The following is a 23724-nucleotide window of genomic DNA, read 5'->3' as shown; positions in this document are numbered from 1 at the left end:
AGGCAACTGTATGTATTTTCTTTATATGAGACAGTTGCCTTTTTGTTACATTACTTTAACTCTTCTAATACTTTTACGATAAAGTTTGTAGAATGAAGAGCTGCTTGATCTAAAAATTGATCAAATGAAACATTTGATTCTTTACCAGCAATATCAGAAAGTGCACGAATGATAACAAACGGAACTTCATATTGGTGGCATACTTGTGCAACAGCTGCTGCTTCCATTTCTACTGCATAAAGATCTTCAAATTTATCACGAATGGCTGCAACGCGGTCCGGATCACTCATAAATGAATCGCCTGTTGCAATCATACCTTTTACAACTTGAATATTTTCTTCTGCCTGCATACATTTCTCAGCTAATGCAACTAATGCTTCATCAGCCTTGAATCCAGGCGGCATTCCTGGTACTTGACCATACTCATAGTTAAATGCTGTTACATCTACGTCATGATGACGAACTTCTGTTGAAATCACTACATCTCCAACATTTAGAGAGTGATGGAATCCACCAGCTGAACCAGTATTGATTACTTTTTCAGGCTTATATCTTTCTAATAAAATTGTCGTTGACATCGCTGCATTTACTTTACCAATACCAGACTTTAACAAGATTACTTCATGTCCTGCTAATAGTCCTTTCGTAAATTCACAACCCGCAACCGTTTCTGTTTCTGCTTGTTCTAATTTGTCACGTAAAATACGTACTTCTTCTTCCATTGCTCCAATTACAGCAATTCTCAATCTAATCCCTCTTTCTATTGCTTAGTTGCCTCCATTACCCACACGAAATGATTTAATCTCGTAAACGTTACATGGAAGCCATTGTTTTCAAAAATAGATTGCATGACCGGAATACGTGTATAGTATTCTGTTTGCAAATCGTTTGCTAAATCGTAAAAACCTCTTTGTTTTGCTGCTTCAACAGTTTTATCATATGCATCTTGATCTGCAAATATCGTATCAGCAAACACTATTTTACCACCTTTGTTTAGTAATTGACTATACTTCGCAATCGCTACATTTTTTTCATCATCTGTTAAATGATGAAATGCATAGGTGCTTACAATGGTATCAATTGAATTTGGGACTTCAAACGAAAGAAAATCACCTTCTGTAATGGAAAACTCTTGCGGTAATTTCTCTTTTGCAATCATGCGCATTTCACGTGACGGCTCTATACCGTAAACTGTGCGGCCGGCAAGTAATAATTTATTTGTTAAATTACCTGTACCAACACCAAATTCTAATACATGACCAAATGACTTGTTAACTACATCCTCTAGAATGTCCTCATAATGGGCGAAAACTTCTTTATATTGTATATCTTCGCCTTGTACGAATGAGTCGTACGTATGAGCCCACTCATCAAATAAACCATTAAATTCTGTACCCATAAAAATTCCCCTTTTTCTTATCGGTTTTATCAGTATGATATTCCCTCTTTCTAAAAATGTCAATTGAAATGTACATGGTATTTCCTTCTTTTCTTTGTTACACTATAGTTGATTACATAGGAGAGGGGCCGTCTTCATGTCATTTACCTTTGAAATGTTAGAAGATAAAGTAGAATTTTTTGAAGCGGGAGACTTAGCTTCTTTAGAACGAAAAATTAGTGAACAAATCGATAATAATAAAGCACTTATGCTTGAAGTTCATCACATCTCACATCAAATGGTTATGGATCCCGAAAGCAAAAGACCGTATTATAGCGCGGTTGTTCATTTTAAATTAAAGAAATTACGCTAACTAAAAAAAGAGAAGCTCCTTAGGAGCTTCTCTTTTTTTAGTTTAGAGTTTGAACAAGTACTGGTTTCCAGCCCTCATTATCTACCCAATCAATATTTACATAGTGAAGCGAGCTTCTCTTTTTTTAGTTTAGAGTTTGAACAAGTACTGGTTTCCAGCCCTCATTATCTACCCAATCAATATTTACATAATATCTTTTACCTGATTGTTTATCTTGTACGTTACCGTAAGCTTTATTTTTACCGTTATTTCCGATTCGATGAATAACTAATTGCTCTACTGGAACGTCAATTGCAGCTGAGATCGCTTGATTCATCTCATTCCAATCTGCTGTACCTTTTTTAAACGTCATCGCAGGTGTTGCACCTTGCTCTGTACCTACTGGCTTCCAAGAAGATTTCGTATAAGCGTCAGTTGCCTTTGGCTGTGTTTTTTCAGCTGCTACTTTCTCGTTAGCCTTCGCTTCTTCTTCAGCTTTTTTCTGTTCTTCTTCAGCCTTTAGCTTCTCTTCTTCTTCTTTCTTAGCCTCTGCCTTCTCTTGTTCATTCTTCTTCGTCTCTTCTTTGCCCTTAGCTTTCTCAGCTTTATTCTCTTTCGTTGTTTGCTGAGCTACTTTTTTGTCACTAGAAGACGCTTGTTCTTTTCTTTCTGGAACAAACAATTGATATGATACAATAGCTACTAATATTAATACAATTGCGATTGCAATATTTAAAACACCGTTTTGACGACGTTTTTGTTGTTTCTGTTGGAATCTAGATCCTCCTGCCATTCTTCAAACCTCCATGCAGTTTTTCATACTTGCTATTGTAACATTAAATCTAGAAAGGTTGAACATTTACAATAATATTTTCACGAAATGAAAACATTTCACTATGAATTGCAAGATTACTTTTCATTCTCTAATTGATGGATTGATTCTACAATAGCTTTGAAAATAGGTGTAACTGTATTTAACTTGCTATTCGTTTCTATATCCACGACAACTAAAGCATATCTTGGATTTTCATATGGAAAATAGCCCGCAAACCAATGATTCTCTTTCGTCCCTTTTCCTGTTTGCGCTGTCCCAGATTTTCCGGCAACACTTAGCGGCAATGATTGGAATGCTGCTCCTGTTCCTTTCTCCGTTGTTACAACACTCCTTAATAACTCTTGTAATGTTTTCACTGTTTCATACGAAAGCTGTTTTCCACCTAATGTATGGTCTTCAAATGTATAAAAGTCCGTTCCGTTTTTATACATTATTTTTTCAACAGCTTTCACTTCCATCTTTTCTCCGCCTCTAGCAATTGTCGCCATCATATTTGCAATCGCTAGAGGTGACAGACGTACATCTTTCTGTCCAATTGCTGTTTGCGCTACCGCCTTTTTACTATCCTTATTTCCTTCACTCTCCCAAATCGTAACACTCTTCTCCTCTGGCATTTGCTCAAAATGAGTTGTATGAAATACAGGACCTTTCCACCCAACCTTATCAGCGGCTCCTAAAGCCTCTACGTAAGTTTCTAACACCATCTTATCCTTTTGTATCAACTCGTTACCTAACTCTGCAAATGTCCTGTTACAGCTTCTAGCAAAGCTCTCTTTAAAACTAAGTGTACCCATCATAACTTGTGGGTGGTCTTCGCCATATAAATCTTTATCACAATTAAACGCGCGATTAAAAACATTTTTATTTTGATCAATCACTGCCGCTGCAACTATTGTTTTAAAAACAGAACCGGGAAAATGTGGTGTTAACATTTGATTTTCAAGCGTAGTTTTATATAAAGCCTCATCTTTCACCTGTACAGATGGTTTACTGACCATCGCCAAAATTTCATTCTTCTTTACATCAAGTAACACTAATCCCCCCTTCTTTATTTCGCTTGCTTCAACCACTTCTTCTGCTTTTTGCTGTAATTCGTTATGTAAAGTAGTTTGAATCGTCACTGGGTAAAATGGATTTCCAGGCGACGTATATTTCGCTTGTTTCCCAAAAATCGGTTCTCCTTGTCTGTCCACTTGATACAATACTTTTGCCCCTCCATCGGTCAAAAGAAATTCATCAAATGATTGCTGCAATCCTGAAATGCCAATTGGCGTTTGTTTTGAAATTTTTCTTACTCCTCCGTATCGTTTTTGAAATTCCCGTTCATTCTCACCCACATCGCCAATTAAATGATTTATCACGCTAGTTTGCCGTAAACGAACTTCAGCTGCTACTATGCCTAATACATTTAATTGATTCACCTTCTCCATCTGCTCTCGTGCTAAGCGAAATGGTCCATTTCCTCTTTGCATGATAAATGCACTTTTCTTATCTTTCATTTGACTTTCAATCTCTTGTCTCGACATACCAATGATATGCGCAATCTTCTCTAACATGCCATTTTTTATTTGTAGAAATGGAAAAACAATTAACACTGGATACTTTTGCTCACCTATTTCCTTACCGTTTCGGTCTATAAAATGGCCTCGTCCATCATCTATCGTAATAGATTGCGTCCGTTGTGTAACACTTTTTTCGATTAAATTAATCTTACGATCCGTAAATGATTCCGTATCTGTAATTTGTATTTGAATTAAACGACAAAGTAATAAAAACATAACACATATAAAACAAATTAATACAATTGTAACTCTCCGTTTTATTTCCATAAAAAACACCTCGTCTATTGTAGTTTAGACGAGGTACCATTTTATTTATACAAGCTACAAAACAAAAATACATATTACATAAGCTGTTATTGCTTCTTTGGCTTCTCTAGAAATTTCATAAGAAGCGATTTAAATTCTGTTTCATTCACCCCAGTGTTTTTGGCAGCTTCAATTACAGTAGGTGTTACGTTAGCCGCTACTTTTAAATATTCCTCACTTAAATTATTCATTTCACTTCTTTTTTCTTTAGCATTCTCGACTGTTACAGAATCAATACAAGCAATCATTTTATCTACAATTTGTAAGTAATTATTTTCTGCATCTATTATTTTTTGAATATCATCTTTATTACTTACTTTCGATTGTTTCAAATATGTATATGCTTGATTTACTTCATCCTTTAAAATTTTATCATTATTCTTCGCCTGTTCTTGCAACATATTCTTCATGTCATCTATTGTTTTTTGGTCCATTGAGTCTCGCAATAAATAATCTGGATTCCCAATCGCATAATCATACTTAATTGTTACATTTTGAAACATTTTCATCACAATAGCTAATTGATATGCTACATCAAAATCATCAAATTCCTTTTTATCTTGTGGATTTTCTACGCTTTTTGGACCCTCAGTTGCTCTAGTATCCTTTTTTTCTTCTTGCTTTATTTTTTCGCCCTTTGATGATGTAGTTTCCTCATTCGTTCCACATGCAACGAGCCCTAATATGGATATACTACAAACCAGTCCTGTAAAGATTTTATGTTTCATAATTAGCCCCTTTTCCCTATTAAAACCTATAGTTCTTAATTATGATATCAAAGCTTAAAGTAACTTTTTGACATTTCCTGTCGAATCGTTCAAATGTTCATACATTTTTCCATTCTACAGATAAAATAAAAAAAAGATTCTCCCGAGGGAGAATCTTTTTTTTATTTTACAGAGATAATCTCTACTTGCAAAAATAAGACTGGCGTTTGGAGAATCTTTTTTTTATTTTACAGAGATAATCTCTACTTGCATTTCTCCGCCTGGTGTTTGAATTGCTACCTTCTCACCAATTTGCTTACCTAATAAGCTTTTTGCGATTGGAGAATCGTTAGAAATTCTTCCTTCAAATGGATCAGCTTCCGCACTACCTACGATTGTGTAAGCTTCTTCATCTCCATTTGGTAATTCTTTAAATGTTACAGTTTTACCCAATGTAACAACAGTAGATTCTTCGCCATTATCTGTGATGATAACTGCGTTACGAATCATGTTTTCTAATTGTGTAATACGTCCTTCTACGAACGCTTGCTCATCTTTCGCTGCGTCATACTCAGAGTTCTCAGAAAGATCTCCAAAGCTACGTGCAATCTTAATGCGCTCTACAACCTCTTTACGTTTTACCGTTTTTAAATCCTCAAGTTCATTCTCTAGCTTTTGCTTACCCTCTTGCGTCATAGGGTATGTTTTTTCTGTTGCCATATTTTCCACTCCTTTTATATACCAATCCCCCGAAAAAAAAGAGGAGTTCCATATGAAAACTCCCCCACTTATATATAGCGGAGGTTTCTAGCACGCATGCACTAGCGGAGTTGTCACATACAACCCCGTATTCCCAATTCTTCTTTATATAAAGAAGATATGTATGGAAAGTTGATATAAATATGCCCTCACCTATATATAGATGAGGTTGCATGTTTCATTGTATTCGATAGGAAGGGAAAAAATCCCTTCCTATCGTATATCTTTTACTATGCTATTACAAATTTACTTTTTGTTCAAGAATTGTTGCAATTTTTGTAACCATAATATCAATTGCAACGTGGTTTTGTCCACCTTCAGGGATAATAATATCCGCAAACTTCTTAGAAGGCTCAATAAATTGATTGTGCATTGGACGTACAACACTTACGTATTGATCAATAACTGAATCCATCGTACGACCGCGCTCTTTAATATCACGCTGCATGCGGCGCAGGATACGAAGATCCGCATCTGTATCAACGAATAGCTTAATGTCCATTAACTCACAAAGACGTGGGTCTTCTAAAATAAGAATTCCTTCTAAAATGATTACATCTTTCGGCTCAACTGGAATAATTTCTTCTGAACGCGTATGCAATGTATAGTCATATACAGGCTTATCAATTTGCTCATATGCAAGCAACTGCTGCAAATGTTCAATTAACAGATCATTATCAAACGCAAGCGGATGATCATAATTTGTTTTTAAACGCTCTTCCATTGGTAAATGGCTTTGATCTTTGTAATAATAATCTTGCTCTAAGATTAAAATAGAATGACCTTTAAAATGGTCAAAAATCGCTTTCGTTACACTCGTTTTACCTGATCCCGAACCACCAGCAATTCCAATTACAACAGGCTTATTCGTCCCCATTCGACTATCACTCTTTCTTATTGAAGTATGCTTTTGCGCATCATATTATTCACATACACTCGTTGATCCACTTTGAATTTCACGATTTGCAACGGATGTCTCGCTGCATCTAATTCGTTTCCATCCTCATCCCAAATTTTCTCCACCGTCTGCGTAAAGTTTTCTATTTCTGGCCCAAAGAACTCCACTTCATGTCCTGGTTTGAAATGATTACGTTGCTCAATCGTTACGATGCCCGTTTCTTCATTATAATCTAACACTAAACCAGCGAAATCATACGTTGTTTTCTTACTATGATTTCCAAACATTTGCTCTTGATGTCCTGGAACCCCTTCAAAGAATGCAGGAGCTGTATCACGATTTGCACATTTATCAAGCTCATCTAACCATTCTTGTTTAAACTCAAAGTTATCAGGATCCGCACAATATGCATCAATTACTTTACGATATACAGTCGCTACTGTCGCTACGTAATGAATAGATTTCATACGTCCTTCAACTTTTAAGCTATCGATCCCAATTTCAATCATTTTCGGAATTGATAAAATTAAATTTAAATCTTTTGGACTCATCGCAAAGTGAGCATCTTCTTCTTGGAATAGAGGAAGCTCTTTTGCATCTTTATGTTGTGATACCGTTTGAACTAAATCATAGTCCCAGCGGCAAGATTGACAACAACCACCACGGTTAGAGTCACGCGCTGTCATATGGTTACTTAACGTACATCTTCCTGAATATGCGATACACATTGCACCATGGACGAATGCTTCAATTTCAATATCCACTTTTTCTTTAATCTCTTTCATCTCTTCATAGCTTGCTTCACGAGCTAATACAAGACGATGTAAACCTTCTTCTTTCCAATACTGTGCTGCTTTCCAGTTGGATAGTGATTGTTGTGTACTTAAATGCACCTCAACAGTAGGTGCTACACGTTTACACGTCTCAATAATAAGCGGATCAGCAACGATAATTCCCGTTACGCCAGCTTTTTCAATCCCTTTTAAATATTCCTCTAGCCCGTCCATATTTTCATTATGTGCAAAGATATTTGTTGTTACATATATTTTTGCTCCATATTTCTTTGCAAATTCAACACCTTCTGCCATTTCTTCCAGTGTAAAGTTACCTGCATTCGAACGAAGACCAAATTCTTGTCCACCTAAATATACAGCATCTGCCCCATAATGGATAGCTACTTTTAATTTTTCTAAGTTACCCGCAGGGATTAACAGTTCAGGTTTCTTCACAATAACGCGTTTGCCATCGATCACTCGTGAAATTTCTTGTACAGTCATTTCCTACACCCTCCTCGTTTAGTAAACCGTCTCTTTAAAGAAGAATCCTGTATCTAACGGACGATTTACCGGTTGCATTTCTTCTATCTCTTTATATAAATCGTCTTTCACGTCATAATACGCATCACGATCTTCTACACATAAATCAATAGCTTTACGATACTTCTTCGTTACCTCAATAATGTATGCAGAGCTTTTTAGTACACCATCAATTTTTAGGCTATCTACTTCACCATCGATTAATTCCTCTAATTCATCGATGAAACAAATATCGTTTGGACTCATAATGTGAGTACCATTTTCATCTTCATAAATTGGATATTTATTGTTACGCTCTGGATCATATAAGAACATATTCTCTTCATATTTTTTCTTTTCAATGTCAAGATTACGTCCTTGATACTCAAAGTAGTTTCCTACTAATGAACGCTTCGATTGGAACATACAAGTCATACCGTGAATTTGCACTTCAAGTTCCACTTCAGCATTTTCTTTTAATTCAACAATTTCATCTAAGCTAAGCTCACGAGCTAATACAGCACGTTTTGCTCCTCTTTGTCCCCAATAGTTACAAGTAAACCAGTTTGTTGCTGTTGTTTCTGTATTCCAGTGTAACTGCATATTTGGCGCTACTTCGCGGACCGCCATTAATACCGCTGGATCACCGAAAACAATTGCATCTACATGTACTTCATTTAAAAATGCAACATAGTCTGTCAATTCTTCTACTTTATCATTGTGGAACATAGCATTCATTGCTACGTATACTTTTACACCATTTTCATGTGCAATCTTCACAGCTTGTTTCACATCTTCACGTGAAAATTCCCCTGCTAAACGTAAACCAAACTTTTGCTCACCGATCATTACCGCATCTGCTCCTGCTTTCGCAAGAGGTTCGATATCCGCCACTGCTTTTGGCGTTACTAACAATTCAGGTTTTTTCATACCTTGGTCACCCTTTCTTTTTACTAACAGCTACTCCATCACCAATTGGGAAAATCGTTGTATCATATCCTTCATGGTTCATAAGCCATTCATTGTACGTCTTAATACGACGGATTAAACCACGTGTACGTCTGTTTTCAATTTTCTCTTTAGTCGTTACAAGGCCATGGTACATAACATTATCTGAAATAATTACGCCACCAGGATTTAATAACGGTTCATATAAGTCAAAAAAGCGACGATATTGTCCTTTTGCTGCATCAATAAAAATAACGTCAAATGTTCCATGTTCTTCTACTTGCTCGCCTGTTTCTAACGCATCACCGTAAATAACGGAGATACGCTCTTTAACTGATGAGCGTTCTATATATTCAAGTGCTTTTTCATATCGATCGCGATTGCGCTCAACTGTCACAATGCGAGAATTTGGAATAGCTTGCATCATACGAATACTAGAATAGCCAATTGCTGTACCAAGCTCTAAAATGCTTTTCGGTCCAATTAAACGTAAAAATTGCAACATAAATTCCATTCCAAGTCGATCCATAATCGGCACATGATTTTCTTTCGCATAGTCTTCCATTTCAAGAATTAATTTATCTTTTGGATCAATAAATGATAATAGGTACTCGTTAACTGCATCCTCCATAATGGTCCTCCTTATTTACATGGAGAAGTGCCTCTATGACGTCTTTTCACACATAGAATGCAATAAAAATACAAGCCAGCTTTACCCTTAGCTTGTACGTCCCGTTTTGATATTAAAAACGATTCTTCTGCCAGTTTTTAACCCGATATATTTTACCACAAAAAAGAGGGATGTGCGACCTTTTTCGCTATCCCTCCCCATTTCACTGTTTTTTCGTAATATATTTTTGCTTTAATGCATTATGCTCTTCCAATGTTTTCGCATAGTATACTTCACCAGTTGGTGCAGCTAAGAAATAATAATAATCTGTTTGCGCAGGCTCTAACGCCGCTTCCACTGAATGTTTACCAGAGTTTGCGATTGGGCCAACCGGCAATCCTTTCACAACATACGTATTGTACGGTGAGTTTATTTTTAAATCTTCGTATAATACACGTTGTTTATGCTTTCCAAGTGCGTATAATACCGTTGGATCAGTTTGCAGTGGCATACCTTTCGCTAAACGATTATAAAAGACACTAGAAATCTTTTGACGATCTGTAAAGCCTGTTGCCTCTTCTTCAATAAGTGAAGACAATGTTAAAAGCTGATGAACATCCCAGTTTTTCGCTTTCATTTTTGCCTCGTTTTGAACAATGATTGCATTTGTTTTTTCAAGCATTGGAATTACAATTTCTTCTAACGTCGTATCTTTTTTATAGAAAGAGTACGTCGCAGGATATAAATAACCTTCTAATGGATATTTAATATTGCTATCAAAGATTTTATCCGTTAGTAACTTCGGATACTTTTTCTGCATTTTTTGAATAAATGCTTTATCGTTTAATTGACGTACGACATCATCTTTATTCCACTTTAATTCGTTTGCAACCGTTTCTGCAATTTCGGTTACTTGTGCCCCTTCTTTTATCGTCACTTTATAAAGAGCTGGACGATGTACATTACCAGATGACATTTGTTCTATAACATCTTTTGCACTCATTGAAGGATTTAATAAATATGTACCCGCTTGTAAATTTTTAGATTTAGCCTTTGTATAAAAACTAAAAACTGTACCGTTATTCACAGCGCCTTTTTCTTCTAAAATCTCACCAATTTTACTAGTAGATGATCCCTTTGGAATTTCTACTTCAATCTCTTTTTTATTCCCGCTATCAACTGGTCCTAATGCGGATGAAATATACGCATAGACTGAACCACAAACTAAAAGCAGTGCAATAATCGAAAATAAAAAAATGCGTCTACGCTTCTTTTTCACTTGATTCTCTACCAAAACTCTTCCTCCTTATTCAATTGTAGGCCATATGTACATATTTCTATACAACACGATACAAAATCACAATAAATTTCCCTATCATTTTTGACAGATACTTTATTTTTTCTACAATCCGTCTCATTATACTACAAAGGATTACACAGTTTCGACAAAAAATCTTTCATTTTACATATAAAAAAAGGTGGACTATATGTCGTCCACCTTTTCAATACTTAATTATTCAGCTTCTTGCTCATCAGCTAGAGTGTTGAACATTTCTTGCACCATTTCCCACTCTTCTTCTGATTCGATTGGAAGTAAACTTCCGCCCTCTTCTTCATTTTGCTCATAAGCCATTGCATCATAAATTGGGTCTCCATCTTCGTCTACTTCACCGATTGGAGAGAAGACTACGTATGATTTTTTGCCGAATTTTTCAGCATCAAAAGTGAAAATAATTTCACATAAATGTTCGTTACCTTTTTCGTCTACAATTGTAATTTGATTTTCTTCCATTTTGGTCACCTCTTATTTACTATCTAAAAATCCTTGTAAGATTACGACTGCAGCCATCTTATCGATTACTTGCTTTCGCTTCTTACGGCTTACATCAGCCGAAATGAGTAGACGTTCCGCTGCCATCGTTGACAAACGCTCGTCCCACATTACAACGTCTAATTGTAACAGCTCTCGTAGGTTTTCTGCAAATTGTTGGCACGCTTCACCACGCGGGCCAATTGTACCATTCATATTTTTAGGTAAACCTACTACTATTTTGTCCACATTGTACTGCTTTACTAACTCAGAAATACGGTCAAAACCAAAGTAACCTCGTTCTTCGTTAATTTTAATTGTTTCCAATCCTTGTGCTGTCCAGCCCATTTCGTCGCTAATTGCAACTCCGACTGTTTTTGTACCTACATCTAAACCTAATATCCGCATAAACTACTCCTCACGATGATGTTTCAAGTAAGACTTCACAAGCTCTTCAATTAACTCATCACGTTCAAGCTTGCGAATGATGCTTCGCGCATCTTTATGGCGAGGTATGTATGCTGGGTCTCCACTTAATAAATAACCGACGATTTGGTTAATCGGATTATAGCCTTTTTCTTGAAGTGCATCATACACAGTTAAAAGTACATCATTTACATGGACACTCTGTTTTTCATCTTGAATGCTAAACTTCATTGTTTTATCAAAACCGTCCATTTCAAGCACCTCACTTATATAGTAAGTATAGGGAGAAGAACTTCTCCTCTCCCTACCATTGTACACTACTATCTCTTTATTTTGAAACAGATTTAACGTACTCTTGTACAAATGCTAAAGCTTCCTCAACTTGCGCTGGGTTTTTACCGCCCGCTTGTGCCATATCAGGACGGCCACCACCGCCACCGCCACAACGAGAAGCTACTTCTTTCACAAGTTTACCAGCATGGTATCCTTGGCTAATTAAATCTTTCGTTACGCCAGCTAAGATGTTTACTTTATCATCATTTACAGACGCTAATACGACAACTGCTGATTCTAATTTATTTTTCAGATCATCCATCATCGTACGTAAGTTGTTCATATCTGCAACATTTACTTTTGCCGCTAATACGTTCACGCCATCAACTGTCATTACTGAATCAGTTAAGTTTCCAGCTTCGATATTGCTTAATTTTGCTGCAAGAGATTCGTTTTCTTTTTGAAGTTGTTTTACTTCAGCAAATAGACCATCTACTCTTGTTAAAATGTCTTTCGGATTTGTTTTCATTTTTCCAGCCGCTTCTTTTAATAAACCTACTTGATCGTTCATTAATTCATAAGCAGACTTACCAGTTACCGCCTCAATACGACGAGTTCCTGCACCGATACCAGACTCAGCAACGATTTTGAAAATACCGATAGAAGCTGTGTTATCAACGTGACAACCACCGCAAAGCTCTAAGCTATAATCGCCAACTTGTACAACGCGTACAACATCACCGTATTTTTCACCGAATAATGCCATTGCACCCATTTCTTTCGCTTCTTCGATTGCTTTTTGAGAAATCTCAACATCAATACTTTCCCAAATTTTCTCGTTTACGATACGCTCAATTTTTTCTAATTCGTCAGCTTGTACTTGACCGAAGTGAGAGAAGTCAAAACGTAGACGTTCAGAAGTTACAAGAGAACCTGCTTGGTTAACATGCGTTCCAAGTACGTCTTTTAATGCTTGGTGTAGTAAGTGAGTTGCTGTATGGTTTTTCACAACGCTACTACGGTTTTTCGTATCGATAATAGCTTTCACAGCCGCATCTTTCGTTAATGTACCTTCTTCCACAACAACTTTGTGTAAGTTTTGACCGTTTGGTGCTTTTTGTACGTCTTTTACAAGAACTTTCACGCCATCAGCAAGAAGGTAACCACGGTCTGCAATTTGTCCGCCGCTCTCAGCATAGAATGGTGTTACATCAAGCATTAGTTGTCCTTCTTCGCCAGCTTGTAAGCTGTCTGTGTATTCGCCGTTTTTCACAAGTGCAACAACGTTACTTTCTGTTGCAACTGTACCGTAACCAACGAATTGGCTCGCTACTTTCACTTCTCCAAGTACACCGCCTTGAACTTGCATAGAATCAACGTCTTGACGAGCAGCACGTGCACGCTCACGTTGTTTTTCCATTTCATTTTCAAAGCCTTCTTGATCAACTGTCATACCAGCTTCTTCGGCATATTCTTCTGTTAATTCAATTGGGAAACCGTATGTGTCATATAGACGGAACGCATCTACTCCAGAAATAACAGTTGTTTTTTCTTCTTTTGCTTTTGCGATAACTTCAGCTAAAATTGCTTCACCATCATGAAGTGTTTCGTGGAAACGCTCTTCTTCATTTTTCACAACTTTTGCGATGAAATCTTTCTTCTCAAGTACTTCTGGATAGAAGTCTTTCATTACTTCTCCAACAACCGGTACTAATTCAAACATGAATGGACGGTTGATGTTTAATTTCTTAGAGTAACGAACAGCACGGCGTAATAAACGACGTAATACATAACCACGGCCTTCGTTAGATGGAAGAGCACCGTCACCAACAGCGAATGTCACTGTACGGATATGGTCCGCAATTACTTTAAACGCCATATCTTTTTCTAAGTCACCATTACGATACTTCTCACCAGAGATTGTTTCTGTTGCACCAATCATTGGCATGAACAAGTCTGTGTCAAAGTTTGTAGGCACATCTTGAACGATAGATGTCATACGCTCTAGACCCATCCCTGTATCGATATTTTTCTTAGGAAGTGGTGTATATGAACCATCTGGATTATGGTTAAATTGAGAGAATACAAGGTTCCATACTTCTAAGTAACGCTCGTTTTCTCCGCCCGGATATAATTCTGGGTCACTAAAGTCATTACCGTAAGCTTCTCCGCGGTCATAGAAAATCTCCGTATTCGGTCCGCTTGGTCCTTCACCGATATCCCAGAAGTTTTCTTCTAAACGGATGATGCGCTCTTTTGGAACACCCATTTTCTCATTCCAAATTGTGAATGCTTCTTCATCTTCTGGATGGATTGTAACGGATAATAATTCTTTATCGAATCCGATCCATTTGCCACTCGTTAAGAATTCCCAAGCCCAAGTAATTGCTTCTTCTTTGAAGTAATCACCGATTGAGAAGTTCCCTAACATTTCAAAGAATGTATGGTGACGAGCTGTTTTCCCTACGTTTTCAATATCGTTTGTACGAATTGATTTTTGAGCATTTGTAATACGTGGATTTTGCGGGATTACACGTCCATCAAAATATTTTTTTAATGTTGCTACACCACTGTTAATCCATAAAAGAGATGGATCTTCATGTGGAACTAGTGATGCACTAGGTTCTACTGCATGTCCTTTTTCTTGGAAAAAGTCTAAAAACATTTGACGAATTTGTGCGCCTGTTAGTTGTTTCATTGTATTTTCCTCCTTAAATATAAAAAACTCCCGCCCCTATAAAAGGGACGAGAGTTAACTCGCGATACCACCCTAATTATGAATTGATTACTATAACAATCAATTCATCACCTCATGGTGCCGTAACGTGGCAAGACGGCAGTGATTAGCTGCTCTCAGGATTAGCTTTCTGTTACCCTTCATTTAAAGCTTCTTTCAGCCATATGGAAGCTTCTCTCTATAAATGGACTGTAACGTACTTGTTCCGTCATTGATTTAATGTATTATATGACTAAATATAATAGAATTCTCTTAAGTTTGTCAATGTAGATAATCATTTATATTATATCAATTGCTTATTAATCATAGCTATTCTACTATTCATTCTTAACAGCCTTTTCATATATTATGCATGTATGAATAAATTGTACTACCTCTACGAACTTTTCTGGATATTTTATTTTTGTTATAATCAAATTATCAATAATAAAGGAGCGATTATAATGACAACCTTATTGAACAAAGCTAAAAATATGTTAACGACTGACGAAACGATATTATTTTACACTGCATGTTCATTAAATATATTTATTTATCGTTCCGTTGCACGACCAGGACTGTTAATTTTAACGAACAAACGGCTCTTCTTTTACGGACCAGGTGTAAGTAAGAATCCATTATTTGAGGAGTACTCTTTTGAAAAAATTTCTGACCTAAAAGAACAAAAGTGCCTTTTCAGCAATCAAATTATCTTTATGTATGATAATGAATGGAAAAAAATAAAACATATTCAAACAAATGATATAAGCACTCTCGTTCAACAAATACACGAGCAACTCTCTAAATAATCATAGCCCTCTACTCCTATAAGTAGAGGGCTTTCCTATTACACATTCTCTTTTTTCAAAAGAGGTCTTATATGAACAATCACTGTACGAATGACTGCTAAAATTGGAACTGATATTAATAATCCTACAATTCCTGCCACTTCTCCTCCAACTAGTAATGCAAGCATAATAATAACAGGATGCATGCGAAGCGACTTACCAACGATGTAAGGGGATAAAATGTTACTTTCCAAAAATTGCAAAATAGCAATCGTAATTCCCGCCTTAATAAGTAAACTCGTTGATACCGTTGCCGCAATCATTAATGTCGGGATCGCCCCTAAAATAGGACCGAAGTACGGGATTATATCCGTTACCCCAATAATAATGCCGAGTAATAATGGATATTTCATACCGATAAACCAAAAAGAAAGAACAGATACGCCCCCTAATACTAAGCAAACAAATAACTGCCCTCGAATATAACTTCCGAGTGACTTATCAATTTCTTTCGCCAGTATTTGCCCAGTACTCCGCCACTTACTCGGGACTAGTTTCCAAAAGATATGATAAAACTCACCGTAATCTTTTAATATGTAAAATACAATGAACGGTATTAAGAAAATAATAAGCAACGAATCGAGTACACCACGAGCTGTGCTCATCACTTTATTCAAAAGTGATTGTATCTTTGTTTCTACACCAACAAAAATTTGTTTTACCTTTTCATGAATAAATGATGGGAAATTCGCCGTTTGTTCTGTGACGCCATCCATCCAAGAATCATACATTTTTGTAAACTGCGGAAATTGTTCATTAATCTCTTGTAATTGCTTAATCACAACTGGCGTTCCTTTATAAATGCCATAACCGATTCCACCAAAGAAAAGGATGTAAATAAGCAAAATAGCAAGTGTACGTGGCATCCCTTCCTTATGAATTTTTTCAATTAAAGGATGCAATAAATACGCAATAAAACACGCAATAAGAAACGGTGTAATTGCCACTTTACATACAAAAATAATCGGTGCCCATAGCGGCTTAATTTTTAAAAAGACGAGCAAGCAAAGAAATACGAGTAACAATAACCCTAAACGATATATCCAAATAATTTTAAGATTCTTCACACGAAAAACCTCCTCCACCTTTATTTTGAAAATAAATAGGGTAGGTTATGTGCAAAAGTTTTAAAATCTTTTCGTACAGACCATACTGTTTTGTAAAGACATACATATACATAACATAACAAGGACAACCACCCCTGAGAATGCAGCATGAAACAATATAATCAGGAGGGCTCATAATGGTTTTATTTATGCTCATATTATCTGCACTTTTTATGATTCTTGAATGGCTTTGTATCGGGTTTGGTATTTGGAAAGGTTTCTTTATTCATTCTTCACGAAAAGAAAGGGCAAAGCAATTATTTCATTACGGTATGCTTGGCGTTGGATGTTACGGCCTATCCTATCTCTTCTCTGAAATTGGACTTTTATATTTGCATACAAGCGCATAAAAAAACTCCCTTATCATGAAGGGAGTTTTTTACACTTATAAATAAGATTTAATCATCTTACGTGCTTTTTTCATATTGCGTTTTGAAAATACATCTTGTTTGCGAGCATATTGATACGCTGCCGCCCCAACACCTAATGCGATTAATGAATTGCGTAGATTCAAAGTAAATCCCCCTTTTCGTTATCCGATCGTTCTTTCATTCTCATCAAATAAATCATCAAGAGAGCTTAATGAACCATCTTCCTCTACTTGATGCGTATGGATTTTCCCCTTTGAAACCGATAATTCGATATAGCAATTCCAGCAATAAAATTGGTTGACACCTATTTTTCCAATGTCTTTCCCTTTGCAATTTGGACAAATAAACATATGGCTTTCATCTCCTTACAGTCTCCCAGATTCTATTCGCCATTATGTCCAAACCGCATTCATTTATACATTGCTGGAGCCTTTCAACGTTATACGTTTGAAAGTTTCACTATATAATCTCACCTTGTTACATGAAATCATACGGTGAAATGTTTTCCACGTCCATTTCTTCACCATTAACTGTTACCATCTGTACTTCTCCTTGTGATTCTTGCAAACGACTAGCTAAAGTCGTTTGACGCATTGCATCATCAAGACGATTTACACCAGACTGAAAAGCGGCTTCCTCCCCACAAATAATAAGGAACTTCTTACTTCTTGTAATACCAGTGTAAATTAAATTACGACGTAACATGCGATTGTAACTTTTTACAATCGGCATAATCACAATCGGAAATTCACTACCTTGCGATTTATGAATCGAACAACAATAGGCATGTGTAATTTGATTTAAATCCGGCTTTGTATATGTTACCTCAATTCCATCAAATGAAACGATAATCATATCTTGTTGCTCCACGTTCTCTTTCGCATAAAACACCGAAACAATTTCTCCGATATCACCATTAAACACTTGGCTCTCCGGCTGATTAACGAGTTGCAAGACTTTATCGCCTCTTCGATATACAACATCACCGTAAGCAATTTCTTTACTCTTTTCCCTTTTCGGATTAAACACTTCTTGCAAAGCTTCGTTTAGTACATTAATACCAGCCGGTCCACGATACATCGGGGCCAATACTTGTACATCTCTTGCGCTAAACCCTTTTGTCTTAGCATTTTCACAAACCTTCTTAACAACCTCAACAATTTGTGCTCCTGTACAGCCAATAAACGAACGATCTTTTTGGTTTTGCGCTAAATCTGGCGGGAGCGTTCCATTTTTTATCGCATGGGCAAGTTGGATAACAGATGAACCTTCCGCTTGACGATAAATCTCAGTAAGCTTTACTGTTGGAACTGCACCTGCATTCAATAAGTCTTTCAACACTTGTCCTGGTCCTACAGATGGCAACTGATCTTCATCACCCACAACGATAACTTGAATGTTTGTCGGCAGTGATTTAAACAGCTGATTCGCAAGCCAAATATCAACCATTGAAAATTCATCAATTATGAGCAATTTCCCTTGTACCGGGTCCGTTTCATTACGCTGGAAAGACCCTTCTGGCGTCCAGCCAAGTAAACGATGAATTGTACAAGCTGGAAGACCTGTTGATTCACTCATACGCTTCGCCGCTCTTCCCGTTGGAGCCGTTAATAATATTGGAAATGGATTATCATCACTATATTCATTCGGATTTAACGATAGCCCGTGAAGTGACGCATACATTTCAACAATTCCTTTAATAACTGTTGTTTTCCCTGTTCCTGGTCCACCTGTCAATAACATCATCGGTTTATGAAGTGCCGTTTGAATTGCTTCTTGCTGAAGCGGTGCATACTGAACAGTCAGCTGTTCTTCAATTTCACCTAACGTCTTTAACACTTCAGCTTCAGGAAATGAAGGTGTTTCTTCTTGATTCATAAGCCTGCGAATAGACTTTACAACACCTTTTTCAGAGTAGAATAACGATGCTAAATACACCCGTTCTTCTTCTATTATGACTTTCCCTTCACTTTGCATCATTTCAACGCAGCCTATAATGTCTTCCTCTGTCACTCTTCCTTCTTGACTGTTTAAAAGTGACATCGTTTCTCTTACAAGTTGATCTTTTCCCATATAAACGTGACCGAGTTGCAGTGAAACATTCTCTAGCGTATAAAAACATCCTGCACGTACACGATCATCGTGATTACCCGATATCCCTAACGCACGTCCTATATCATCTGCTCGGCCAAAGCCAATGCCGTCCACTTCTTCAATAAGTTGATATGGATTATTACGAATCACTTCTAACGTCATCTCTTTATATTGTTGGTAAATCTTAATAGAAAGCTTCGTTCCAAAACCGTAACCATTTAAAAAACTCATTACTTTCTCTAGCCCTTGATGCTCAACAATTGTCTCATATATTTCCTGCGCTTTCTGTTTGTTGACAACACCATTTAACGCCTCAGGATCATCCATAATTTTAGAAATGGCATGTTCCCCAAGATGGTCCACAATTTTTTCAGCTGTACGCTTTCCAATTCCTTTAAATAAATCACTCGCTAAATATTGCACCATACCTGCTTTTGTTTGCGGTAATTCTTTTTTAAATGTTTCTACTAAATATTGTTTCCCATACTTTGGATGATCCTTAAAATGACCTGTCAATGTAAACATTTCATCTTCATGCATACGGGGAAAATGACCATTTATCATCACTTTTTTTTCGTCGTACGTTTCATTTGTTTCAATGACTTTCATACTGACAACGGAATAGAGGTTTTCTTCGTTGTGGAAAATGGTATGAAGAACTTGCGCTTTTATAAACTTTTTCTCTTCCTCAAACAAATCCATTGCATGTTGATTTCCCATCTTTCCTCTCCTTTCCGGTTTCGTTTCACTTTAATGAGCAGTACATCCCCCACCTATTTAGATGAGGGATAACTACCCATTAACTATATTTTCATCTTATTCAGCTTCTTGCTCTAATAAACGAACACCATTACCAGCTAAAAAGTGATCTGGCTGAATTTCAGTTGCTTTCTTAAATAAAGCGAGAGCTTTCTCGTTATTATCTTCAAATACGTATGCAACACCTAAATTATAATACGCATCTGCATGCTCTTCATCCATTTCTAATACCTTTTCAAAGTAAGGCTTCGCCTCTTGAATATGTTCTAGTCGCGCAAAGCAAAGTCCACACTGGAACACAGCTTCTACATCGTTTTCATCTAATTCTGTTGCTCTTTGTAAAAACGGCAGTGCAAGACGGTCATTTCCAAGTTGCACATGTGTAATACCTAGCATAAACGTTACATCAGCTGATTGTAATCCAGCTTGCATCGCTTGTTCAAATACAGCTTTAGCCTCTGCAAATTGCTCTTGACCGTAATATACATTTCCTAATCCATAATAAGCAGCTGCAGATTTATCATCTAACTCTAATGCACGTTTATAAAATAAAATGGCTCTCTCACTATCACCTAGTACATCTAATAAGTTCGCAAAATTAATGTATCCAAGTGCATCTTTTGGATTTTCTTCGATTGCTTCTGTGAAATTTTTAGCAGCTTCTTCCCAGTTTCCTTCTTGCATATATTTAATACCTGTTTCAAGTTTGTTTGACATGTCCTTCACCTCTACAACAAATTATAACAAAGAATGTATTTTCCAAGCGAACGAAAATTCGCTTTATGTAAAAGAAACCTCTAACCGCGAATCGGCAGAGGCTTCTCGTTTTATCCTAAATAATCCAATTTCTTACCGCTACGGTATACTTCATCAATTGTAGCACCACCTAAGCACTCATCTCCATCATAGAAAACAACTGCTTGTCCTGGTGTAATTGCACGAATTGGCTCATCACAAAGAATACGAACTGTATTTTCATCAACGATTTGAACCGTTACTTTATTGTCTTCTTGACGATAACGGAATTTCGCCGTGCACTTAAATTCTGTTTCTTTTTCTTTGTTACTTACCCATCCTACATTCGTAGCAATAACTTCATCACCATATAGAAGTTCATTATGGAATCCTTGATCAACATATAAAATGTTTTCTTTTAGATTTTTCCCAACAGCAAACCATGGATCACCATTACCACCAATTCCAAGGCCATGACGTTGTCCAATTGTATAATACATTAAACCGTCATGCTTCCCTTTCACTTCACCAGATAATGTTTGCATTACACCTGGTTGTGCTGGTAAGTAGTTACTTAAGAAATCTTTAAAGTTACGCTCACCAATGAAGCAAATACCTGTACTATCTTTTTTCGCCGCTGTCGCTAAGCCAGCTTCTTTCGCCATTTCACGAATTTGCGGTTTCTTTAATTCACCTAACGGGAACATTGTTTTTGATAATTGCTCTTGGCTTAATTGATTTAAGAAATACGTTTGGTCTTTATTGTCATCGACGCCGCGAAGCATTTTATATTCGCCGTCCATATAAGCAACACGTGCATAATGGCCTGTCGCTACATAATCAGCACCAAGCGCAATTGCATGCTCTAAAAATGCTTTAAATTTAATTTCTTTATTACACATTACATCTGGGTTTGGTGTACGACCAGCTCGGTATTCATCTAAGAAGTACGTAAATACTTTATCCCAGTATTGTTTTTCAAAGTTTACTGCATAATACGGAATACCGATTTGGTTACACACTTCAATTACATCATTGTAATCTTCTGTTGCTGTGCAGACACCATTCTCATCCGTATCATCCCAGTTTTTCATAAAAATTCCGATTACATCATAACCTTGCTCTTTTAATAAAAGAGCTGCTACAGATGAATCGACGCCACCGGACATCCCGATGACAACGCGTGTTTCGCGAGGTAGTTTGTTCATCATGTCACCTCCCATGCTAATTTTGTGTTAATCGCTTCACGATTTTCACTGTTTCGTACGCCGCTTTCTCAATTTGCTCTTTCGTATTTCCAAGTCCGAAACTAAAGCGTACGGATGAACGTATTTGATCGGAGTCTTTTCCGAACATCGCCACTAATACATGTGATGGATCAATTGAACCAGCTGTACAAGCCGAACCACTTGACACTGCAATGCCAGCTAAGTCTAAGTTCACAAGAAATGGTTCAATGTTCATTCCTGTAAAACTAATATTAAGCACATGTGGTAAGCGATATTCTAAGTTTCCGTTTACCTCGAAAGTAATGTCTTCATTTTTGAAGACAGATACCATTATATCTTTAAACTCTTCATATTGGGCATTTTTTTGCTCACGAGTTTTTTCAGCTAACAAAATTGCTTGCTGTAACCCAACAATACTTGGTACATTTTCAGTACCAGCACGGCGTTTTCTTTCCTGCTCCCCGCCTATTAATAACGGTTCAAATTTCACATTTGCACCAGCGTATAGGAACCCTACACCTTTTGGTCCGTTAATTTTATGAGCTGAAATTGATAATAGATCAATGCCAAACTCTTTCACATCAATTTCTACTAAGCCGTAAGCTTGTACCGCATCTGTATGGAAATAAGCTTGATGCTCTTTTAGCAGCTTACCTATTTCCACTATTGGTTGCATCGTCCCAACTTCATTATTCCCAAACATAACGGATACGAGAATTGTCTCTTCTGTTAATGCCTTTTGTATGTCAGAAATTTGAACGCGACCTGTTTCATCAACAGGTAAATATGTCACTTCAAACCCTTCACGCTCTAACAATTCACACGTATGCAAAATTGCATGATGTTCAATTTGCGTCGTTATAATATGTTTACCTTTATGACGGTTCGCACGCGCCACACCGATAAGCGCTAAATTATCAGCTTCTGTACCACCGCTCGTAAATATAATTTCACTCGGATTCGCATGAATGCTACGTGCACATGCGCGTCTCGCCTCATCTACTGCATGGCGCGTTTGACGTCCATAAAAGTGAATACTAGACGGGTTTCCGAATGTTTCTGTCATATATGGAATCATCTTTTCGACCACTTCTGGGTGAGTCGGAGATGTCGCAGCATGATCTAAGTAAATGCGTTCCATTAAATCTCCTTCTTTCCAAATCGTTTCACAAGGAATTAAATGTAAAACATATAGCCCCCGTGATTTTCTTCCTCGTAACGTACTAAATCTTCTAACGTTGTACTATCTAACACTTCTTGCACCGCATCACGAACACGCATCCATAATTGGCGTTGTGCTGGCTCTTCTTCTTCTATCATTTCTACAACACTAATCGGACCCTCTAATACACGGATTACATCCCCAGCTGTAATGTTAACTGGCTGATCTGATAATACATATCCGCCATATGCTCCGCGTGTACTCTTTACTAGACGAGCATTACGAAGTGGTGAAATTAATTGCTCTAAGTAATGTTCAGATAAATCATGTGCCTGCGCAATTGATTTTAATGAAATTGGACCTTCACCAAACTTTTTTGCAAGATCGATCATAATTGTTAAGCCGTAGCGGCCTTTCGTTGAAATCTTCATCTATTTTGCACCTCTTTTCAAATTTTCACTTCTATTGGTTATATCTTATTTATAAAAGAACACAATTTAAAATCCTATGAAATTATAGCATAATATAGTATTATAAGAAATTTC

At 36.9% G+C, this 23724-nt stretch carries 25 protein-coding genes, 1 pseudogene and 1 other annotated feature; of the genes and pseudogenes, 3 read left to right on the top strand and 23 right to left on the bottom strand.

Annotated features, from left to right (window positions below; genetic code table 11):
- Positions 1-50: 50 nt before the first annotated feature.
- Together mtnN and DN390_RS04925 are read right to left on the bottom strand one after the other, a co-directional pair.
- Complete coding sequence (gene mtnN / locus DN390_RS04930; RefSeq protein WP_060632349.1) at positions 51-746, bottom strand: 5'-methylthioadenosine/S-adenosylhomocysteine nucleosidase; 696 nt, start codon at positions 744-746, stop codon at positions 51-53.
- Between the two features lie 14 nt (positions 747-760).
- Positions 761-1399, bottom strand: coding sequence for a class I SAM-dependent DNA methyltransferase (locus tag DN390_RS04925; RefSeq protein WP_097951240.1), 639 nt, complete (start codon positions 1397-1399; stop codon positions 761-763).
- Between the two features lie 136 nt (positions 1400-1535).
- Here DN390_RS04925 and DN390_RS04920 point away from each other — a divergent pair, with 136 nt between their 5' ends.
- Positions 1536-1751, top strand: coding sequence for a YrzA family protein (locus DN390_RS04920; protein ID WP_000010984.1), 216 nt, complete (start codon positions 1536-1538; stop codon positions 1749-1751).
- 37 nt (positions 1752-1788) lie between these two features.
- Here DN390_RS04920 and DN390_RS04915 read toward each other — a convergent pair.
- From DN390_RS04915 to alaS, 13 genes and pseudogenes are all read right to left on the bottom strand, one after another.
- Positions 1789-2523: pseudogene (locus DN390_RS04915) on the bottom strand (YrrS family protein).
- Positions 2524-2639: 116 nt separating this feature from the next.
- Positions 2640-4394 carry a peptidoglycan D,D-transpeptidase FtsI family protein gene (locus tag DN390_RS04910; protein WP_147806723.1) on the bottom strand — a complete coding sequence of 585 codons (1755 nt, stop codon included), beginning with the start codon at positions 4392-4394 and terminating at the stop codon, positions 2640-2642.
- Between the two features lie 86 nt (positions 4395-4480).
- The gene (locus DN390_RS04905) at positions 4481-5161 is read right to left on the bottom strand and encodes a hypothetical protein (protein ID WP_060632353.1); all 681 of its coding nucleotides are present in this window, start codon (positions 5159-5161) and stop codon (positions 4481-4483) included.
- A 222-nt stretch (positions 5162-5383) separates the two neighbouring features.
- Complete coding sequence (gene greA / locus DN390_RS04900; protein ID WP_000179966.1) at positions 5384-5860, bottom strand: transcription elongation factor GreA; 477 nt, start codon at positions 5858-5860, stop codon at positions 5384-5386.
- Positions 5861-6137: 277 nt separating this feature from the next.
- Positions 6138-6776 (bottom strand): uridine kinase, encoded by a 639-nt coding sequence (gene udk, locus DN390_RS04895; protein WP_000537079.1) that lies wholly within the window; start codon positions 6774-6776, stop codon positions 6138-6140.
- Between the two features lie 17 nt (positions 6777-6793).
- Positions 6794-8074 carry a peptidase U32 family protein gene (locus tag DN390_RS04890; protein ID WP_060632354.1) on the bottom strand — a complete coding sequence of 427 codons (1281 nt, stop codon included), beginning with the start codon at positions 8072-8074 and terminating at the stop codon, positions 6794-6796.
- Between the two features lie 18 nt (positions 8075-8092).
- Positions 8093-9022 carry a peptidase U32 family protein gene (locus tag DN390_RS04885; protein ID WP_097951237.1) on the bottom strand — a complete coding sequence of 310 codons (930 nt, stop codon included), beginning with the start codon at positions 9020-9022 and terminating at the stop codon, positions 8093-8095.
- A gap of 7 nt (positions 9023-9029) precedes the next feature.
- Positions 9030-9671: an O-methyltransferase gene (locus DN390_RS04880; RefSeq protein WP_060632356.1), complete on the bottom strand. Its 642-nt coding sequence runs from the start codon at positions 9669-9671 to the stop codon at positions 9030-9032.
- 202 nt (positions 9672-9873) lie between these two features.
- Positions 9874-10944: an endolytic transglycosylase MltG gene (mltG, locus tag DN390_RS04875; protein WP_060632357.1), complete on the bottom strand. Its 1071-nt coding sequence runs from the start codon at positions 10942-10944 to the stop codon at positions 9874-9876.
- Between the two features lie 219 nt (positions 10945-11163).
- Positions 11164-11442 (bottom strand): DUF1292 domain-containing protein, encoded by a 279-nt coding sequence (locus tag DN390_RS04870; RefSeq protein ID WP_000392245.1) that lies wholly within the window; start codon positions 11440-11442, stop codon positions 11164-11166.
- 12 nt (positions 11443-11454) lie between these two features.
- Complete coding sequence (ruvX, locus tag DN390_RS04865) at positions 11455-11868, bottom strand: Holliday junction resolvase RuvX (protein WP_060632358.1); 414 nt, start codon at positions 11866-11868, stop codon at positions 11455-11457.
- Between the two features lie 3 nt (positions 11869-11871).
- Positions 11872-12138 (bottom strand): IreB family regulatory phosphoprotein, encoded by a 267-nt coding sequence (locus DN390_RS04860; RefSeq protein ID WP_000348590.1) that lies wholly within the window; start codon positions 12136-12138, stop codon positions 11872-11874.
- A gap of 76 nt (positions 12139-12214) precedes the next feature.
- Positions 12215-14857 (bottom strand): alanine--tRNA ligase, encoded by a 2643-nt coding sequence (gene alaS / locus DN390_RS04855; protein WP_147806722.1) that lies wholly within the window; start codon positions 14855-14857, stop codon positions 12215-12217.
- 40 nt (positions 14858-14897) lie between these two features.
- Positions 14898-15117 (bottom strand) — a binding site (T-box leader).
- A gap of 222 nt (positions 15118-15339) precedes the next feature.
- Between alaS and DN390_RS04850 the strand changes: the two genes are divergently transcribed.
- Positions 15340-15684, top strand: coding sequence for a PH domain-containing protein (locus DN390_RS04850; protein ID WP_097951233.1), 345 nt, complete (start codon positions 15340-15342; stop codon positions 15682-15684).
- 38 nt (positions 15685-15722) lie between these two features.
- Here the strand turns inward: DN390_RS04850 and DN390_RS04845 are convergent, their stop codons facing one another.
- Entirely contained in the window at positions 15723-16790 is a 1068-nt protein-coding gene (locus DN390_RS04845; protein ID WP_060632361.1) for an AI-2E family transporter, read from the bottom strand.
- A gap of 176 nt (positions 16791-16966) precedes the next feature.
- Between DN390_RS04845 and DN390_RS04840 the strand changes: the two genes are divergently transcribed.
- Positions 16967-17179 (top strand): hypothetical protein, encoded by a 213-nt coding sequence (locus DN390_RS04840; protein WP_147806721.1) that lies wholly within the window; start codon positions 16967-16969, stop codon positions 17177-17179.
- 35 nt (positions 17180-17214) lie between these two features.
- Here the strand turns inward: DN390_RS04840 and DN390_RS04835 are convergent, their stop codons facing one another.
- From DN390_RS04835 to cymR, 7 genes are all read right to left on the bottom strand, one after another.
- Entirely contained in the window at positions 17215-17343 is a 129-nt protein-coding gene (locus tag DN390_RS04835) for a YrzQ family protein (RefSeq protein ID WP_001053553.1), read from the bottom strand.
- 18 nt (positions 17344-17361) lie between these two features.
- On the bottom strand, positions 17362-17550 hold the full coding sequence (locus tag DN390_RS04830; protein ID WP_000469281.1) for a hypothetical protein: 189 nt from the start codon (positions 17548-17550) through the stop codon (positions 17362-17364).
- Positions 17551-17677: 127 nt separating this feature from the next.
- Complete coding sequence (recD2, locus tag DN390_RS04825) at positions 17678-20014, bottom strand: SF1B family DNA helicase RecD2 (RefSeq protein WP_147806720.1); 2337 nt, start codon at positions 20012-20014, stop codon at positions 17678-17680.
- Between the two features lie 96 nt (positions 20015-20110).
- Positions 20111-20770, bottom strand: coding sequence for a tetratricopeptide repeat protein (locus DN390_RS04820; protein ID WP_147806719.1), 660 nt, complete (start codon positions 20768-20770; stop codon positions 20111-20113).
- Between the two features lie 110 nt (positions 20771-20880).
- Positions 20881-21996 carry a tRNA 2-thiouridine(34) synthase MnmA gene (gene mnmA, locus DN390_RS04815; protein WP_139846657.1) on the bottom strand — a complete coding sequence of 372 codons (1116 nt, stop codon included), beginning with the start codon at positions 21994-21996 and terminating at the stop codon, positions 20881-20883.
- A 16-nt stretch (positions 21997-22012) separates the two neighbouring features.
- The gene (locus DN390_RS04810) at positions 22013-23158 is read right to left on the bottom strand and encodes a cysteine desulfurase family protein (protein ID WP_147806718.1); all 1146 of its coding nucleotides are present in this window, start codon (positions 23156-23158) and stop codon (positions 22013-22015) included.
- Between the two features lie 35 nt (positions 23159-23193).
- Positions 23194-23610, bottom strand: a complete 417-nt coding sequence (cymR, locus tag DN390_RS04805) for a cysteine metabolism transcriptional regulator CymR (RefSeq protein ID WP_000704117.1) — start codon at positions 23608-23610, stop codon at positions 23194-23196.
- Positions 23611-23724: the final 114 nt, after the last annotated feature.

The organism is Bacillus sp. SH7-1, from assembly GCF_008042405.1.
In the GTDB taxonomy this organism is placed as follows: domain Bacteria; phylum Bacillota; class Bacilli; order Bacillales; family Bacillaceae_G; genus Bacillus_A; species Bacillus_A thuringiensis_N.
This window is presented reverse-complemented; position numbering and strand designations above follow the sequence as displayed.